Below are 16,436 nucleotides of genomic sequence, written 5' to 3'. Positions count from 1 at the left end.
GGAATAAAGGCGAAATCGAGCGCCATTTTGCCCCAGTAGCGCGCATCTGGCCAATAGGCCTCGGCTGAGACGTCGATTGCATCGCGCTATAGGGCGCTCGTCGCCGGGGCGTGTGCCCCGGCGGCTGGCTCAGAGAGCGTCGTGGTCGCTGGCGTCGGCGTGGCGCAGCAGCTCGCCGAGCGAGTCATGCAGTGCCGGGCTCGAGACCAGCAGGTTCTCGCCGTAGAGATCCTCGGGAAGGCCTCCGGGTACCGGGTATAGATGCCCGGTCCGTGCCCCGGCTTCGCGGGCGATCAGCAGACCGGCGGCCATGTCCCAGGGCGAGACACTCTCGTAGTAGGCGTCCAGCCGCCCGCTGGCCACCGCGCACAGGTCGAGAGCCGCGGAACCGGCGCGACGCACGTCCTGGCAGTGGGTGAGCACGGCCATCAGCCGGCGCATCAGCGGCGGTCGGCTGTCGCGACGATAGGGGAAGCCGGTGCCGACCAGGCTGGTGGTCATCTCCTTGCTGCCGCTGGCGCGGATCGGCTCGCCGTTGCACCAGGCGCCGCGTCCGGCCAGCGCCGTGTAGGTCTCGCCGAGGAAGGGCGCGTGTACCACGCCGAGCCGCACCTTGCCGCCGCTGGCCCAGCCGACCGATACCGCCACGTGGTGCAGGCCGTGGGCGAAGTTGACGGTGCCGTCGATGGGGTCCACCACCCACAGCGCATCGGGCCGTTCGAGGACCTCGCGGTCCGGCGCGAGCTCCTCGCTGAGCCGTGTCTCCTCGGGAAAGCTTGCCTCCAGCCGCTCGCCGATGTAGGTGTCCACCTGCAGGTCGATGTCGGTGACCAGTTCCTGCCCGTGCTTGTAGCGATGGTCGAAATCACCCTGGTCGCGGGCTTCGACGATCATTCGCCCGGCGTGGGTGGCGATGTCGACGGCGATCTCCAGGCGCTGTTCGGGGGTCATGGCGGCTCCTCGGGGTTGGCTGAGTTCTCATGCTAGCAGCAACCCCCGGTCGGCTGGCTATACTGGCCGCCCGTTCATCTCACCGTTACATCCCAATCGTCCATATCCACACAGGAGCGCCGTGATGCAGGCCCTGTCCGCCGATCAATACGACCGCCTGAACCGCCTGGCGCAGGCCTGGGAGCGTACCTTCCTCGAGGCCGCCCGCCGTGAGCACGGCTATAACGCTCGGCTCGGGGTGGATGCGCTGTGCTTCCAGCCGCAGGAGATGCCCAGTGGCGATCGTGGCCTGCTGGGCGCGCTGATCACGCCGGTCTCGCTGTCGCTGGCGCTGGTGCCGGAGGCGAACGACGCGCTACCGCACGGTGAGGGGGCACGCCTGACGCTGGCACTGCCCTCCGGACGCTATCCCTTCGAGGCGGTGTCGCTGGCCGGGGGCGAGTGGCTGTGGCAGTGCGTGCTGCTCGAGGATCTCGCCGATCTCGATTCGGTGCAGGACGGCAGTCGGCTGGCCCAGCGGTTGATGGCGCAGGTGATGGCACCGGCTGCCGCCGAGTAGGAGAAAGGTCGCTCTGGTGCAGTGCGGCAAAGGTTCATATGCTGGTGACGCAGCGTCGTAGCTTCACCTTTCCCATGGAACTGGAACGAGGAGACTTCATGACCGCTCAATCTTCCACGCCGCGGGTGGCACTCGTCACCGGCACCAGCAGCGGCATCGGCGAGGCCGTGGTGCGTCACTTCCGCGAGCAGGGCCATCAGGTGCTGGCGGTGGATTTCAATCCCGAGGGGGAGGCGATCGCCGAGCGCGCGGGTGCCGCCTTCTTCCAGGCCGACCTGACCGATGGCGAGGCCTGCAAGGCGGCGGTGGCCGATGCCCTGAGCCGCTTCGGCCGGCTCGATATCCTGGTCAACAATGCCGGCATCCAGCACGTGTCGTTGATCGAGGAGTTTCCCGAGGCGCAGTGGCGGCGCATCATCGACCTGATGCTGACCGCCCCTTTCCTGCTGACCCAGGCGGCCTGGCCGTCGATGAGGGAGAACGGCTGGGGGCGCATCGTCAACGTGGCCTCGATCCACGCCCAGGTCGCGTCCCCGGGCAAGGCCGCCTACATCAGCGCCAAGCACGGCCTGATCGGGCTGACCAAGACCGCGGCCCTGGAAGGTGGCTCGCAGGGCATCACCGCCAACGCCCTGTGCCCGGCCTACGTGAAGACGCCGCTGGTGGAGAACCAGATCGCCGACCAGGCCAAACTGAACCGGATGGACGAGCAGGAAGTGGTCGAGCAGATCATGCTCAAGAACGCCGCCGTCAAGCGGCTGATCGATCCCGGCGAGGTGGCGTCGCTGGTGGGCTACCTGGCCTCCGATGCGGCGGGGGCCGTCACCGGCGCCAGCTGGAACATCGATCTGGGCTGGACGGCGCAGTAACCCCCGCGTTCGGGCGGCGGGCGGCGAGCAACGAGCTAACCTCTTGCCGTCGCCCGTCGCCCGTCGCCCGTCGCCCGTCGCCCGTATTTCAGCGCCTGACCGGCCGCTTCTGCAGCTTGCGCTGCAGGGTGCGGCGATGCATGCCCAGCGCCCGTGCGGTGGCGGAGATATTGCCGTCGTGCTCCTGCAGCACCTTCTGAATGTGCTCCCAGGTCAGGCGGTTGATCGACGGCGGATGCTCGGCGACCTCGGCCTCGGGATCGGCTTCCTCCTGTGACAGGGCGGCGAGGATCTCCTCGGCGTCGGCGGGCTTGCACAGGTAGTTCACCGCGCCGAGCTTGATCGCCTGCACCGCCGTGGCGATGCTCGAGTAGCCGGTCAGCACGACGACGCGGCAGTCCGGCACCGCCTCGAGCATCTCGGGCAGCAGCTTGAGCCCCGATTCCTGTTCCAGCTTCAGGTCCAGGGTGGCCATGGTGGGTTCATGCTGGCGCGCCAGGGCCAGGGCGCGTTCCGCGTCGTGGGCCACCAGCACCTCGAAGCCACGTCGGCTCATGGCGCGGTGCAGCACGTGGCAGAACATCTCGTCGTCGTCGACGATCAGCAGGCGTTCGTCGGTCTCTTGCATGGCATCCTCACTGTGATCGGCTCAGGCCTCGGGGGCGCTGCGGGGCAGGGTCACCTCGGTCAGGGTGCCGCCTTCGGGATGATTGTACAGCCGCACGCCGCCGCCGAAGCGATTGATGGTGGCATGGGTCAGGAACAGGCCGATGCCGAGCCCCTTGCTCTTGGTCGAGACGAAGGTTTCGCCGAGCTGGTCGGCGATGTCCAGCGAGACGCCGGGGCCGTGGTCGCGAATGTCGATCACCACCTCGTCGGCCTTCCAGTCGAGCTGGATCAGGATGTTGTCCGGGTTGGCATCGGCGGCGTTGTTGAGCAGGTTGGTCAGCGCCTGGGCGAGGGTGGTGTCCACGCTCAGGCGGGGCGTGCCGCGGCGGCCGGTCACCTCGAGGCGATAGCCGACGTCCGGGCGCAGTACCAGCCAGCGCTGCACGACCTCCTCCAGCCACTCCCTGGCCTCGCGAATCTCTGCATTGGCCATGCGCCGGCGGTCGGCATTGTCCACCAGGTGGCGCAGGCGCGACTTGCAGGTGTCGACCTGTTCGCGCAGCAGATCGATGTCCTTCTCGAGCAGCTCGTTGCCGCGTGCATCCTCGCGCATCTCGTTGAGCAGCACCGCCATGGTCGACAGCGGCGTGCCGAGCTCATGGGCGGTGCCGGCGGCCTGGGTGGCCACCGCCAGCACCTGCTCGTTGCGCAGCACCGCCTCGCGGGTGCGTGACAGGGCCTGCTCGCGGCCGCGCAGGGCGCGGGCCATCTTGAAGATGAAGAAGGTCACCAGCCCGGCGGACAGGGCGAAGTTCAGCCATACGCCGAGGATGTGCAGGCTGACGCCGTCCTGGAGGTGCGGCATGCCGAGCTGGGGCACCGGGTGGTAGAAGACCATCAGCACGCTGGTGCCGGCCAGGCCGGCCACGGCCACGCCCCAGGCATAGCGCCAGGGCAGGGTGGCGGCGGCGATGGTGACCGGCACCAGGTAGTAGTTGATGAAGGGGTTGGTGGCGCCGCCGGTGAAGTAGAACAGCAGCGTCAGGCCGGCCATGTCGGCCAGCAGGTGCGCCAGGTATTCACGGTGACTGACGTCCCGAGGGCGGCCCAGGCGCCACCAGGTGCCGATGTTGATCAGCGCCATCACCACGATCACCGCGCCGACGGCAGGCACGTCGAGCTCGAAGCCGAGCCCCGTCACGCCGATCACGATGCCGAAGAGGAATCCGGTCCAGGTGATGCCGCGGACGATGGTCAGGCGCACCATGTTGCGGTTGGGGGTGGACAGCGGCAGGGGCAGGGCGGCTGGCATGACGGCTCCGCGGCAGAATCGTGGCCGCGATGATACCCGATCGCCCCGCACCGCGTCCCGCGGTGGGGTGCGGTCAGGCGTCGCTCCTCGACCGACCTCGATGTCGTGACCAGCGCATGGCGCGCCCGGTCAGCAGGTCCGGGCTCATCACGCCGGAGGTCACCGCCGGCCGCGACGGCGTGTGCATCTCGAGGCCTGGCACGGCATCGTGTGGGCCAGTCCGTGGCCTCGCATGTGGCGTGTGTCCCGGCGGCATCGCCAGGCCCAGCAGGTCGCGTCCCAGTCGCATCGATCGTTCTCCTGATGAAATCGGGGCATGACGATAGGGGCGCGGGATGACGGAACGATGACGGCGCGCAAGGGAGTCGCGGAGAGCGGGTTTCTCCCCGTGGCTCAGGCGGTATATTGGGACTCTCGAATCCTGCTCGATGGATACCCGATGCGACGACTGCTGATTCCCGTGCTGTTCCTGGTGCTCGGCGCCGCCGCCTTCCTTGGCCTCAGGGCGACGCGACCGGAGCCCGCCGAGGTGGCGCCCCAGGAGCGCAGCTGGCGGGTCGAGACGCTGTCCGTGGCACTGTCGAGTCATGCCCCGCTGCTGCCGCTCTACGGCGAGATCGTCGCGCCCGAGGCGGTGACCTTCACCGCGCCGCTGCCCGCGCGCATCGCCGAACGGCCGGTGCGCGATGGACAGCGCGTGGCCGAAGACCAGTTGCTGGTGGCCCTGGACGAGGCGGACGTGGCCCCGGTGGTGGCGCGTGCCGAGGCGCGGGTCAATGATCTGGAGGCGCAGATCGAGGCGGAACGGGTCCGCCAGGAGAGCGATCGCACCGCCCTGGCCCGAGAGCGCGAACTGCTCGGCAACGCTCGCCGCCGGCTGGAACGGGTCCGTTCGCTGTCCGAGCGTAACCTGGCCTCCGCCTCGTCGCTGGATGACGCTCGCGATGCGCTGGCCCAGGCGCGGGTCACGGTGGACGCTAGGGAAGGTGCGCTGGCCGGGTATCCCGCCAGGCTGGCCCAGCTCGAGGCCGGGCTGGCCGAAGCCCGTGCGGGGCTGGACGAGGCGCGTCGTGATGCCGAGCGCAGCCGGGTCGAGGCGCCCTTCGCCGGCATCGTCAGCGGCGTGGCGGTGGCGCCGGGTGAGCGGGTCGGCGAGGGCGCCGAGCTGCTGTCGATCTACCCGCGCGACGGTCTGGAACTGCGTGCCCAGGTGCCCAGCGCCTACCTCGACGAGTTGCAGGTGGCGTTGGATGACGGCCGGCATCCCCATGCCGTCGGCGAGAGGGCGCGCTTTCGTCTCGAGGGGTTCGTCGGAGAGAGCGCGCCCGGTGGTACCGAAGCGATCCTGCGCCTGGAGGGGATGCCCCGCGGGCTGCGACCGGGCAGCCTGGTCGACGTGATGCTGCGCCGCCCGCCGGTGGCCGACAGCCTGGCGGTGCCCGCCAGCGCCCTCTATGGCGACGAGGTGCTGTATCTGCGCGATGAGGATGACCGCATGCGCCGGCTGCGGATCGAACGCCATGGCCCGGTGGCCGGCGATGCAAGGGGGGATGGCGCGGCGACGAACGATGGCTGGGTGCTGGTCAGCGGCGCGGGGCTGGCCGCCGGTCAGGAGGTGATCGTCACGCACCTGCCCAACGCCGCCGAGGGGCTCAAGCTCCAGGTGGTCGGCGACGAGGAGGACGAATGAGCCGTCGCCGGGGCCCGCTGGGCTTCTTCGTCCAGCATCGCGTCGCCGCCCATCTGGTGATGCTGGTGATGCTGCTGGGTGGGGCGCTGGGCCTGACGCGCATGAACGTCCAGTTCTTTCCCGATTTCTCTCTCGACGTCGTCACCGTGAGCACGGTGTGGGGCGGCGCCGCTGCCGAGGACGTGGAGCAGGGCATCACTCTGCCGCTGGAACAGCGTCTGCGCAGCATCGAGGGTCTCAAGCGCATGACCTCGACCTCGGCCCAGGGGGTGTCCAGCATCACCCTGGAGTTCCGTGAAGGTGCCGACCCGGTGCTGGCGCTGGACGATGTGCGCCAGCGGGTTGCCGAGTTCACCCATCTGCCGGTCGACGCCGAGGAGCCGCGCATCAGCCGGGTGGCGCACTTCGAACCGGTCGCGCGGCTGCTGCTTCACGGTACGCTGTCCGACGACGAGCTGCGCCACCTGGCCAATCGCCTGGAGGATTCGCTGCTCCAGGCGGGCCTCGACCGGGTGGAGATCGAGGGATTGCCCGAGCAGCAGATCAGCATCGAGGTGCCGGCCCGTCGCCTGGAAGAGCTGAAGCTGTCCCTCGACGAGATCGCCGAGCGCGTGGAGGCCCTCTCCCGTGATCTGCCGGCCGGGCTGATCGGCCAGCGCGACAGTGCCCGCGAGCTGCGCGCCGTCGAGCAGCGCCGCTCGCCGGCCGGTTTCGCCGAGCTGCCGATTCTCGGCAGCGATCGGGTGCAGCTGCGCCTGGGCGACATCGCCATCATTCGCCAGGAGCCCCAGCAGGGCGAGGTGACCCTGAGCCGAGATGGCCAGGGCGCGGTGGAGCTGCTGCTCCAGCGCAGCGAGGACGGCAACTCCCTGGCGGCCGCCGAGACGCTGCGAGCCTGGCTCGACGAGACCCGGCCGCTGCTGCCGCCCACGGTGACGCTCGAGGTGCACGACGAGACCTGGCAGCTGATCGCCGAGCGTATCGGGCTATTGATCAGCAACGGCCTGGGCGGCCTGCTGCTGGTGCTCGGCCTGCTCTACTTCTTCCTGCCGGGCCGGGTGGCGTTCTGGGTGGCGGTCGGCATTCCCACCGCCTTTCTCGGGGCGATGGCCACGTTCTGGATCATCGGCGGCTCGATCAACATGATCTCGCTGTTCGCGCTGATCATGGCGCTGGGGGTGATCGTCGATGACGCCATCGTGGTGGGCGAGGACGCCGACGCCCACTTCCGCCAGGGCGAGGCGTCGCAGCGTGCCTCCGAGGGCGCCGCGCGACGCATGCTGTGGCCGGTGATGGCCTCGTCGCTGACCACGGTGGCGGCCTTCATGCCGCTGCTGATGGTGGGCGGAGTGATCGGCAGCATCCTCGGCGACATCCCGGTGGTGATGATCTGCGTGCTGGTCGCCTCGCTGCTGGAGTGCTTCGTGGTGCTGCCCGCGCATCTGCGCAACGCCTTCGTACCTGCCGCCGCTTCGTCAGGCGCCAAGTCGCCGAGTCTCTCGCCGCTGGGCCGGCCCCGGGCGCGTTTCGATGCCGCCTTCGATGCCTTCCGCCAGGGGCCCTTCCGACGCTTCTCGGCGCTGACCCTGCGCTATCGGGCCGCGACCCTGGCGGCGGCGGCGGCCGTGGTGCTGGCCACGGCGGGGCTGCTGGCCGGCGGACGACTGGCCTTCAACTTCTTTCCCACGCCGGAGCCCAACGTGCTCTATGCCAACGCCAGCTTCGTCGCCGGCACCGACCGTGCCCGGGTCGACGCCTTCCTGGGTGACATGGAAACCGCCCTCGCGGCGACCGACGAGGCGCTGGGCGGTGGCCTGGTGGCCCAGGCGGTGACGCGTCACGGCGCGGTGATCGCCGAGGGCGCGGCCGGGCGCAGCGGCGACAATCTGGGCTCGATCATGGTCGAGCTCATCCCGTCCGATGACCGTTCGGCCCGCAATGCCGAGATCATCCGCGACTGGCGTTCGCGCCTCGCGTTGCCGGCGGGTATCGAGAACCTGACTATCAGCGAGCGCAGCGCCGGGCCGCCGGGCAAGGATGTCAACGTGCGCCTGACCGGGGAGTCCGCCGAGGCCCTGAAGGCGGCGGCGGAATCGCTGTCGCGTTCGCTTTCCCAGCTGCCCGGGGTGCTGGCCACCGAGGACGACATGCCCTGGGGCCGCGAGCAGCTGATCTATCGGGTCAGCCCGCGGGGCGAGGCGCTGGGCCTGACGACCCGGGAGCTGGGGCGCCAGCTGCGGGCCGCCTACGACGGTCGGCTGGTGCAGGTCTATCAGGACGGGCCGGACGAGGTCGAGGTGCGGGTGCTGTTGCCCCGCGCGCAGCGCGAGCGGCTGAGCTCGCTGTCGCGACTGTCGATCCGCACCCCCGGCGGCGACTTCGTGCCGCTCGACCAGGTGGCTCGTTTCGACCACCGCCAGGGCTTCTCGGCCCTGCGCCATGCGGACGGGAACCTGGCGGTGGAGGTCACCGCCGAAGTGGATGCGGCGGTCAACACGACCGACCGCATCCTCGCCGACCTGGAAGCCACGGTGCTGCCGACGTTGATGCGTGATCATGGGGTGCGCTACAGCTTCGAGGGTCGCGCCGCCGACCAGCGCGAGACCTTCGCCGACATGCGCGTCGGGCTGATGGTGGGACTGGCGCTGATGTACGTGGTCCTGGCCTGGGTGTTCGCCTCCTGGAGCCTGCCGTTGATCGTCATGGCGACGATTCCGCTGGCGCTGGTGGGGGCGCTGGTGGGCCACTGGCTGATGGGGCTCGACCTGACCATGCTGTCACTGTTCGGCCTGTTCGGGCTCTCCGGCATCGTGGTCAACAACGCCATCATCCTGGTGGCCTTCTATCGCCAGCAGCGCCATCGGGGGCTGGCCATCGATGCCGCGCTCAACGAGGCGGTGGTCCAGCGCGTGCGCGCGGTGCTGCTGACCTCGCTGACCACCATCGGCGGGCTGATGCCGCTGCTGTTCGAGACCTCGCTGCAGGCCCAGTTCCTGATCCCGATGGCGGTGTCCATCGCCTTCGGCCTGGGGCTCTCGACGCTGCTGGTGCTGGCGGTGATTCCGGCGCTGCTCAGCTATCTCGAGCACCTGCGCGAGCGCTTCGGGCGCGTGGCGCTGACGGACAGCGAGTGACGGGCGCGGGATCGGGTCATGGCTCGTCGAGCAGTTCGGCCAGCAGTTCGGGCTGTCGCGGCATCAGGCCGACCTTGAGCCCCAGCGGTCGGAAGACCCGGTCGAGGCTGGCCATGGAGGCGTTGCCGGCGTCCCGCTCGATGTCCGACAGGGTGCGCCGGCTGACGCCGACCAGCTCGGCATAGGCCGTCTGGGTCAGGCCCAGGACCTCGCGTCGAAGGGTGCGCAGCACGCGGCCTTCGGTGGTCTCGCCGCGCATCAGCAGGCGCAGCTGTTCGAGCAGCGCCGCCTGGCGCGCCTGGGGAGAGCGGGCCTGTGGCTTCATGTCAGCCCCCAGCGCGTCAGGCGATCATTGAGATGGTTCAGTCCCACCGCCGGCATGTCCAGGATGCGCGACGGCACGCCGTGATCCGCCAGTCGATCGCGAAGGCCCGGCAGGCGGTCGCCAAGGGCTCGTAGTTCGCCCATCAGGCGCTCCGGCTCGACCAGATCCGCCAGGTGCTCGGCGACTGCCGGCCAGTCGACGTCTCCGCCTCGTTCGAATGTCGGCCCCCACTGCGTCGTCCGGGGCACGCCCTCGGGGTCGGCCTTCATGGGGGCGAAGTCATAGACCGGTGCGTGCCAGATGCCCTCGGGACGCTTGAGCAGGGCGGCATTGCGACCGTGATTGTCCGAATTGCCGAAGGCCAGATTGAGCAGGTCCCGCTTGACCCATTCGATGACGAAAGCGGCCGCATCGAAGGGCTCGCGGCCCTCGCGTACCCGATGCTGGCCCTTCAGCAGCGCCACCAGTCGGCGAATGGCCGCGGGGTGGCGCAGGTGAGTGCCCGGTGCGACGCCGAGCAGCGCGTATACCGATTCCAGACCGTGGCGATGGAGCTGGCCCTGGCGCCATTCGACATCGAAACGCGGCAGCCAGAGAGAGGGATAGCGGGTGCCCTCGTGGAGCTCCAGGCCTTCGACAGGCACGGTATCCACGCCAAGGGCATGCAACTCGCGATAGTAGTGATATTCGGCGCGCAGGATGTCGCAGTCGTCGTCGCTGCGGCTCCCGCGGGGAAACTTGACCAGATAATGGGCGTCGGGCGTGGTGGTGTCGTCCTGCCAGGTGTCGATCCACACCTGACGATCCGGGGTGCGACGTACCAGCAGCTTGGGGGCCTCCCCACCGGCGCCGGTGGCGCCGCCGCTGGCGGCGCCCATCTGCTGAGCGTATTCGAGGAAGTCTGTATGGCGTTCCAGCACCTCTTCCTGCGGGAAGCGCAGGGACGCCAGGGCATCTCCGGCCGGGCGTTCGGGGAGTGCTTCGCGGATGCGCAGGTTTCCTACCGGCGCTATGGTACCGCGGCGCAGCAGTTCACTGTCCTGCTGGCCGGGGTCGAGGTCCTGCAACCCCAGATGCTCGATCCAGTAGCGGCGGCTGGCACCGGCCGGCATGATGTCCTCGAGAAAGCCGAACCAGCGATCGCCGCGGTGGGTCATCATCAATTCGACGGGCAGGGTCAGGCTGCACGCGTGTTCGTCGTCGTGGAACATCCAGGCCAGTGCATAGTCCTGGAAGTATCCCAGCCTGGCGGGGCCACGCGTTCCCTGTTCCGGCGCCGGAATCTCGAGCAGCGCGGCGTCCTGCCAACGTGTCTGGTGATGGATCTGGATCGTCAGCTGCATGGAGGGCATCTGTTTTGAGCAATATGCTACTCAGGATAGAGCAGTCAGGCTTTTTTTGAGAACTATTTTTCTCAAAAAAGGGCTTTGTCACAATCTTTGAGCAGATTTCCTGCTCAAAAATGTTTTGCGCATGCAAGGAGACGACATGACGTCCACCGTACTGATCACCGGCGCCAATCGCGGCGTCGGGCTGGCGCTGGCTCGCCACTACCATGACGCGGGCTGGACCGTGATCGGTGTCTGCCGGGAGGCGTCCTTCGAGCTGGCCGAGGTGGCGGCTCGCGTCATCGAGGGAATCGACGTGACGCGTGAGAAGGACGTGGAGCGCCTGGCCGCCGAGCTCGAGGGCCAGGCGCTGGCGTTGCTGATCAACAACGCCGGAATGCTCCATGACGAGGTACTGGGAGAGATCGACTTCGACGCGATCCGCACCCAGATGGAGATCAACGCCTATGCGCCGCTGCGGGTGGTGGAGGCGCTGTTGCCGTGCCTGGGTGAAGGGGCGAAGATCGCCAACATCACCAGCCGCATGGGCTCGATCGCCGACAACGATTCCGGTGGCCGATACGGTTACCGCGCTTCCAAGGCGGCGCTGAACGCCTTCGGCAAGTCGCTGGCAGTGGATCTGGCCCCGCGCGGCATCGCCGTGGCCCAGCTGCATCCCGGCTATGTACAGACACGGATGGTCGGCTTCGGTGGCCTGATTTCCCCGGCAGAGGCCGCCGCGGGGCTGGCCGAGCGCATCGAGGCGCTGACGCTGGAGACCAGCGGCGGTTTCTGGCACAGCAACGGCGAACGCCTGCCATGGTGAGCGCCGCGGCAGGAGAGAGAGGCGCCTTCGTCACCCCCGTGGCGCGCGAACGGCTGCTGGCGGGCGTCGAGGCGGCCGGCGAGGCGGTGATGGCGATCTATCGACGGCCCTTCGACGTCGAGACCAAGGCCGACGACAGCCCGGTCACCGAGGCCGATCTCTGTGCCCACCATGCGCTGGTCGACCTGCTCGGCGAGGTGACGCCGGCGGTACCGGTGCTTTCCGAGGAGTCGGAGGCCGTGCCTTATGCCACTCGCCGCACCTGGCAGCGCTACTGGCTCGTCGACCCGTTGGACGGGACCAAGGAATTCATCCGACGCAGCGGCGACTTCACGCTCAACGTGGCGCTGATCGAGGACGGCGTGCCGACCTTCGGCATCGTGCATGCGCCGACGCTCGGCGTGAGTTGGTTCGGCCAGCTCGGAGAGGGCGCCTGGCGGCGTGAGGCCGGTGAGACGCGGGCGATCGGCGTGCGCCCTCTGCCGGACCCGGCGTTCGAAGCCTGGCGGGTCATGGGCAGCCGCTCCCATGGCCTGTCGGCGCTGGCGAGCTTCCTGGAACGCCTGCCATGCCACGCGCTCGTCTCGCGAGGCAGTTCGCTGAAACTGTGTCTGGTGGCGGAGGGGAGCGCCGACCTCTATCCGCGCTTCGGCCCGACCAGCGAGTGGGACACGGCGGCGGCCCAGGCGGTGGTGACGGCGGCGGGTGGCCAGGTACTGGATGCCGGGTCCCTCAAGCCGCTTCGCTGCAACCGTCATGACTCGCTGCTCAATCCCGCTTTCATCGCCTGTGGCGAGCGAGATCCCCGCTGGGAGCGGGCGCTGGCCGAGAGCCTCGTCGAGGGGGATTGAGCCTCCCCGGTTCGGCTGGAAGTCGACCGCTGTTCGACAATCCCTGAGGCGCAAAATTTTCATCCACATGTCACCCTGTGACCTCCCCCGTTTGGACTATCGTATAGGTCCGATCAGGTCAGTCGGAGGCGGTCACATGTGTCATGTCGAGATCGAGCGGCGTCCCCTGCACCGACTTCACGCGCGTGTCGGCGCCGCGCCCGAGGTGGTCTTCATCGTGCCGCGTCACGAGCCGTTGCGCGGCGTGGGCTGGGATCCCCGACGGGGACTCTTCCTGATGCTGCAGTGCGGTGATCGTTGCTACCCGCTCTACGATGTCAGTCGCGGCAGCGACATCCTGGCCATGCGTCTGCTGGCAGTGGAAGTGGCTGCACCCGATGATCCCCGGGTGAAGGCGTTCGTCATCGAGGCGCTGGGCGAGGCACTGGGAGTGGCGGTCTAGTCGTTCCGCCGGGCGCTGCCGAGGTCACGTCCAGGCGCGGTAACCGCGAGGCGCTTCCCCGGCGGCTGTCGATAGGCTCGAGACAGAGGCCGGGCCGGGCGGTACAATCGCTGCATTTCCCACACCCATCATCGCCCCGACCTGCTTGGATGCCCGAGCATGCGGGCGAGTACTGATCAGTAACGAGCCTCAATGTCGACCGACCCTATCGCCCAAGAAGCCGCGCTGCGTCGCACCTTCGCGATCATTTCGCACCCCGATGCGGGTAAGACCACCATCACCGAGAAGATGCTGCTGTTCGGAAACGCCATCCAGATGGCGGGTTCGGTGAAGAGCAAGCGCGACGATCGTCATGCCACCTCCGACTGGATGAAGATGGAGCAGGAGCGCGGCATCTCGGTGACCACCTCCGTGATGCAGTTCCCCTACGGTGGGCGTATCGTCAACCTGCTCGACACCCCGGGCCACGAGGACTTCTCCGAGGATACCTACCGCACCCTGACCGCGGTGGACTCGGCGCTGATGGTGATCGACGGCGCCAAGGGCGTCGAGGACCGCACCATCAAGCTGATGGAGGTCTGCCGGCTGCGCACCACGCCGATCCTGACCTTCATCAACAAGATGGACCGTGATATCCGTGACCCCATCGAAGTGATGGACGAGGTCGAGAAGGTGCTCAACATCCAGTGCGCGCCCATGACCTGGCCGATCGGCATGGGCCGTCACTTCAAGGGCGTCTATCACCTCTACAACGACGTCATCCACCTCTACACCCAGGGCCAGGGCAACCGCATCCCCGGGGACAAGCGCATCGAGGGCCTCGACAGCCCCGAGGTCGACGAGATCCTGGGCGAGGACGCCGCCGAGGAGCTGCGCATGGAGGTCGAGCTGGTGCGCGGCGCCTCCCACGAATTCGACCTCGAGGCCTATCGTCGCGGCGAGCTGACCCCGGTGTACTTCGGTACCGCCATGGGCAACTTCGGCGTGCGCGAGATGCTGGACGGCTTCGTCGAGTATGCGCCGGCACCCCAGCCGCGGGAGACCAATCTGCGTACGGTGGAATCCGAGGACGGCAAGTTCACCGGCTTCGTGTTCAAGATCCAGGCCAACATGGACCCGAACCACCGCGATCGGATCGCCTTCCTGCGGGTCTGCTCGGGCAAGTACGAGAAAAACATGAAGATGCGCCACACGCGCATCGGCAAGGACGTCAAGATCGCCGACGCCCTGACCTTCATGGCCTCGGATCGTTCCCATGTCGAGGAAGCCTGGCCCGGTGACATCATCGGCCTCCACAACCACGGCACCATCCAGATCGGCGACACCTTCACCCAGGGCGAGGACATGCGCTTCACCGGCATTCCGCACTTTGCTCCGGAGCTGTTCAAACGCGTGCGCCTCAAGGACCCGTTGAAGATGAAGGCGCTGCAGAAGGGCCTGCAGCAGCTGTCCGAGGAGGGCGCCACCCAGGTGTTCATGCCGATGGACAACAACGATCTGATCCTCGGCGCCGTGGGCACCCTGCAGTTCGACGTGGTCGCCCATCGTCTCAAGGAAGAGTACAAGGTCGACTGCATCTACGAGGGCATCAACGTCCAGACCGCCCGCTGGGTCTACTGCGACGACGCCAAGATGCTCGAGGAGTTCAAGCGCAAGGCCAGCCAGAACCTCGCCATCGACGGCGGTGGCTACCTGACCTACATCGCACCGACCCGGGTCAACCTGCAGATGACCCAGGAGCGCTGGCCGGACGTGCGCTTCAGCCCGACCCGCGAGCACTGACCCGGGCTGCGCCCGGAGCCTTACGCTAGAAGCTTGAAGAGCGGCGCTTCGTGCCTGAAAGCGAGAAGAAGAACCACCCCTAGGCACTTGCCATAGGGGCGGTTCGCGTTACGCTTCTTTCCAGCTTCCAGCTTCCAGCTTCCAGCTTCCAGCTTCCAGCTTCCAGCTTCCAGCTTCCAGCTTATGTTGATCGACGCCCACTGCCATCTGGACTTTCCCGACTTCGACGCCGACCGCGAGGCGGTGCTGGCGCGTGCCCATGCGGCGGGCGTCGAGCACTTCGTGTTACCGGGCACCCGGCGTCGCGACTGGCCACGGGTGCTGGCGCTGGGAGCACGGCATGACATCAGCGTCTGCCTGGGGCTGCATCCGTACTTCATGCAGGATCACCGCGAGGGCGACGTCGATGCCCTGGCGGCGGCGCTGGACGCGCACCCCGAGGCGGTGGCGCTGGGCGAGTGCGGCATCGATGCGCGCTTCACTGACACCCTGGACGCCCAGTGGGCGCTGTTCGACGGCCAGGTCCGCCTCGCCAAGGCGAGGAACCTGCCGCTGGTGATCCACTGCGTGCGGGCCAACGACCCGCTGGCCAAGCGGCTGCGTCAGCTGTCGCCCGAGGCCGGCGGGCTGATCCACGCCTTCGCCGGCTCGCCCCAGCAGGCTCAGGCGTTTCTCGATCTCGGCTTCGTGGTGGGGCTTGGCGGGGCGCTGACCCACGATCGAGCCAAGCGACTGCAGCGCAGCGTGGCCGCGCTGCCGGACGATGGCTACGTGCTGGAGACCGACAGTCCGGACATGCCGCCGGCCGGTCATCAGGGCGAGCGTAACGAGCCGGCCAGGGTGAGCGAGGTGTGTCGCCGGGTGGCCGAGCTGCGGGGGCAGTGCGCCGAGCGGGTGGCGGCGGACAGCGCCGCCACCGCTCGGCGGCTGTTCGGCCTTGCGCCGGATTCGTGACGCGGCGGAGTATCCAATCTCTGCTTTGTGCAAGGCTTTGTCGGTTCGAGTTCGAGCACCGCGTCCACCATCCATTAATCACCGGTGGCAGCAATGAAAGAATGGCATGCCAAGCGGCTTAAGTTATTCACCAAGCGGGCAGTTAACCACTGAATCCGACAACCACATAACTGTGAAATACAGTTTCATCATAGCCATCGTACAACCCACCCCGCTTGAGACCACAACCGGCTAACGGCACAGAGGCGTTTCCATCATCGAGATTTCCTCGAAGGGGCCTGGCAAGGGTTGCCGACTGGACAGCGGCAGACTGAATTTCTTCAACGCAGCTCGCTGCCCACAGTACTGGTCACTACAACTGCCGGATGGATTGGCTAACAAAGTGATAGATTCCTGATCACTTGACAGGCTCAACGTGCAATCCCGGTCGGTAACTTCGTAGCGGCCGTTGAGACGGGTAGCCATCAGGCGTGGCGTACCGCAATAGTGCCCTTCCGCCTGCCAGGAACTGATCTCGAAGCTTACCCGGCTCCCTTGGTCGTCTAGGATCATCGTGTCACTGCCATCTCGCCCACAGTAGACGCCGGTTAGATTAGCCGCCGACACTTCAACGGTGCCGCCCATCAGGCAACCTGCCAGCAGAATCGTGATGGTTGATTCTCTCATGATGACCTTCCCCTCTTTGTCGCTCCACAACCCCTCCCTAGCAAGGGCCATCAGTCTATGGATGTCGTAATACAAGCAAGTCTACAGAGCGAGAGTAAGCGAACGGGCATCACCGTTTGTCAGTGATCAGGCGATGTG

At 67.6% G+C, this 16,436-nt stretch carries 15 protein-coding genes; 9 read left to right on the top strand and 6 right to left on the bottom strand.

Annotated elements, in window-relative coordinates:
- Positions 1 to 129 precede the first annotated feature (129 nt).
- Entirely contained in the window at positions 130 to 951 is an 822-nt protein-coding gene (locus tag C9J49_RS14120; RefSeq protein ID WP_046078733.1) for an inositol monophosphatase family protein, read from the bottom strand.
- A gap of 124 nt (positions 952 to 1,075) precedes the next feature.
- Here C9J49_RS14120 and hybE point away from each other — a divergent pair, with 124 nt between their 5' ends.
- Together hybE and C9J49_RS14110 are read left to right on the top strand one after the other, a co-directional pair.
- Positions 1,076 to 1,510, top strand: a complete 435-nt coding sequence (hybE, locus tag C9J49_RS14115) for a [NiFe]-hydrogenase assembly chaperone HybE (RefSeq protein WP_181454305.1) — start codon at positions 1,076 to 1,078, stop codon at positions 1,508 to 1,510.
- A gap of 98 nt (positions 1,511 to 1,608) precedes the next feature.
- Positions 1,609 to 2,379, top strand: a complete 771-nt coding sequence (locus C9J49_RS14110; protein ID WP_107181955.1) for a 3-hydroxybutyrate dehydrogenase — start codon at positions 1,609 to 1,611, stop codon at positions 2,377 to 2,379.
- Between the two features lie 88 nt (positions 2,380 to 2,467).
- On the opposite strand, the gene C9J49_RS14105 is transcribed toward C9J49_RS14110, so the two are convergent.
- Positions 2,468 to 3,007, bottom strand: coding sequence for a response regulator transcription factor (locus tag C9J49_RS14105; RefSeq protein ID WP_035598567.1), 540 nt, complete (start codon positions 3,005 to 3,007; stop codon positions 2,468 to 2,470).
- Positions 3,008 to 3,028: 21 nt separating this feature from the next.
- Positions 3,029 to 4,300: an ATP-binding protein gene (locus tag C9J49_RS14100; protein ID WP_046078730.1), complete on the bottom strand. Its 1,272-nt coding sequence runs from the start codon at positions 4,298 to 4,300 to the stop codon at positions 3,029 to 3,031.
- A gap of 439 nt (positions 4,301 to 4,739) precedes the next feature.
- On the opposite strand from C9J49_RS14100, the gene C9J49_RS14095 reads away from it, so the two are divergent.
- Together C9J49_RS14095 and C9J49_RS14090 are read left to right on the top strand one after the other, a co-directional pair.
- Positions 4,740 to 5,990: an efflux RND transporter periplasmic adaptor subunit gene (locus C9J49_RS14095; protein WP_046078729.1), complete on the top strand. Its 1,251-nt coding sequence runs from the start codon at positions 4,740 to 4,742 to the stop codon at positions 5,988 to 5,990.
- Positions 5,987 to 9,124 (top strand): efflux RND transporter permease subunit, encoded by a 3,138-nt coding sequence (locus tag C9J49_RS14090; protein ID WP_107181954.1) that lies wholly within the window; start codon positions 5,987 to 5,989, stop codon positions 9,122 to 9,124. Before C9J49_RS14095 ends, C9J49_RS14090 begins: the two co-directional genes overlap by 4 nt.
- Positions 9,125 to 9,140: 16 nt before the next feature.
- Here the strand turns inward: C9J49_RS14090 and C9J49_RS14085 are convergent, their stop codons facing one another.
- Positions 9,141 to 9,449: a helix-turn-helix transcriptional regulator gene (locus C9J49_RS14085; RefSeq protein WP_046078727.1), complete on the bottom strand. Its 309-nt coding sequence runs from the start codon at positions 9,447 to 9,449 to the stop codon at positions 9,141 to 9,143.
- Positions 9,446 to 10,792: a type II toxin-antitoxin system HipA family toxin gene (locus tag C9J49_RS14080; protein ID WP_107181953.1), complete on the bottom strand. Its 1,347-nt coding sequence runs from the start codon at positions 10,790 to 10,792 to the stop codon at positions 9,446 to 9,448. The genes C9J49_RS14085 and C9J49_RS14080 overlap by 4 nt, the downstream gene beginning before the upstream one ends.
- A 145-nt stretch (positions 10,793 to 10,937) precedes the next feature.
- Here C9J49_RS14080 and C9J49_RS14075 point away from each other — a divergent pair, with 145 nt between their 5' ends.
- From C9J49_RS14075 to C9J49_RS14055, 5 genes are all read left to right on the top strand, one after another.
- Positions 10,938 to 11,603 carry an SDR family oxidoreductase gene (locus C9J49_RS14075; RefSeq protein ID WP_046078725.1) on the top strand — a complete coding sequence of 222 codons (666 nt, stop codon included), beginning with the start codon at positions 10,938 to 10,940 and terminating at the stop codon, positions 11,601 to 11,603.
- On the top strand, positions 11,597 to 12,454 hold the full coding sequence (gene cysQ, locus C9J49_RS14070; protein ID WP_046078724.1) for a 3'(2'),5'-bisphosphate nucleotidase CysQ: 858 nt from the start codon (positions 11,597 to 11,599) through the stop codon (positions 12,452 to 12,454). Before C9J49_RS14075 ends, cysQ begins: the two co-directional genes overlap by 7 nt.
- Positions 12,455 to 12,590: 136 nt before the next feature.
- Positions 12,591 to 12,896, top strand: coding sequence for a hypothetical protein (locus tag C9J49_RS14065; RefSeq protein WP_035598588.1), 306 nt, complete (start codon positions 12,591 to 12,593; stop codon positions 12,894 to 12,896).
- 192 nt (positions 12,897 to 13,088) lie between these two features.
- Complete coding sequence (gene prfC / locus C9J49_RS14060; protein WP_107181952.1) at positions 13,089 to 14,678, top strand: peptide chain release factor 3; 1,590 nt, start codon at positions 13,089 to 13,091, stop codon at positions 14,676 to 14,678.
- Between the two features lie 183 nt (positions 14,679 to 14,861).
- Positions 14,862 to 15,632, top strand: coding sequence for a TatD family hydrolase (locus C9J49_RS14055; RefSeq protein WP_107181951.1), 771 nt, complete (start codon positions 14,862 to 14,864; stop codon positions 15,630 to 15,632).
- 231 nt (positions 15,633 to 15,863) lie between these two features.
- Here C9J49_RS14055 and C9J49_RS17020 read toward each other — a convergent pair whose 3' ends face one another.
- Positions 15,864 to 16,298 (bottom strand): hypothetical protein, encoded by a 435-nt coding sequence (locus C9J49_RS17020; RefSeq protein WP_146613005.1) that lies wholly within the window; start codon positions 16,296 to 16,298, stop codon positions 15,864 to 15,866.
- Positions 16,299 to 16,436 lie beyond the last annotated feature (138 nt).

This window comes from Halomonas sp. SL1, from assembly GCF_003030865.2.
GTDB classification, from domain to species: domain Bacteria; phylum Pseudomonadota; class Gammaproteobacteria; order Pseudomonadales; family Halomonadaceae; genus Halomonas; species Halomonas halophila.
This window is presented reverse-complemented; position numbering and strand designations above follow the sequence as displayed.

Bases quoted from the DNA above. Each gene is read 5' to 3' on its own strand.
- C9J49_RS14075 (WP_046078725.1), top strand. From the start codon at position 10,938: ATGACGTCCACCGTACTGATCACCGGCGCCAATCGCGGCGTCGGGCTG.
- C9J49_RS14095 (WP_046078729.1), top strand. From the start codon at position 4,740: ATGCGACGACTGCTGATTCCCGTGCTGTTCCTGGTGCTCGGCGCCGCC.
- hybE (WP_181454305.1), top strand. From the start codon at position 1,076: ATGCAGGCCCTGTCCGCCGATCAATACGACCGCCTGAACCGCCTGGCG.
- C9J49_RS14080 (WP_107181953.1), bottom strand. From the start codon at position 10,792: ATGCAGCTGACGATCCAGATCCATCACCAGACACGTTGGCAGGACGCC.
- C9J49_RS14090 (WP_107181954.1), top strand. From the start codon at position 5,987: ATGAGCCGTCGCCGGGGCCCGCTGGGCTTCTTCGTCCAGCATCGCGTC.
- C9J49_RS14100 (WP_046078730.1), bottom strand. From the start codon at position 4,300: ATGCCAGCCGCCCTGCCCCTGCCGCTGTCCACCCCCAACCGCAACATG.
- prfC (WP_107181952.1), top strand. From the start codon at position 13,089: ATGTCGACCGACCCTATCGCCCAAGAAGCCGCGCTGCGTCGCACCTTC.
- C9J49_RS14120 (WP_046078733.1), bottom strand. From the start codon at position 951: ATGACCCCCGAACAGCGCCTGGAGATCGCCGTCGACATCGCCACCCAC.
- C9J49_RS14085 (WP_046078727.1), bottom strand. From the start codon at position 9,449: ATGAAGCCACAGGCCCGCTCTCCCCAGGCGCGCCAGGCGGCGCTGCTC.
- C9J49_RS14055 (WP_107181951.1), top strand. From the start codon at position 14,862: ATGTTGATCGACGCCCACTGCCATCTGGACTTTCCCGACTTCGACGCC.
- C9J49_RS14110 (WP_107181955.1), top strand. From the start codon at position 1,609: ATGACCGCTCAATCTTCCACGCCGCGGGTGGCACTCGTCACCGGCACC.
- C9J49_RS14065 (WP_035598588.1), top strand. From the start codon at position 12,591: ATGTGTCATGTCGAGATCGAGCGGCGTCCCCTGCACCGACTTCACGCG.
- C9J49_RS14105 (WP_035598567.1), bottom strand. From the start codon at position 3,007: ATGCAAGAGACCGACGAACGCCTGCTGATCGTCGACGACGACGAGATG.
- C9J49_RS17020 (WP_146613005.1), bottom strand. From the start codon at position 16,298: ATGAGAGAATCAACCATCACGATTCTGCTGGCAGGTTGCCTGATGGGC.
- cysQ (WP_046078724.1), top strand. From the start codon at position 11,597: ATGGTGAGCGCCGCGGCAGGAGAGAGAGGCGCCTTCGTCACCCCCGTG.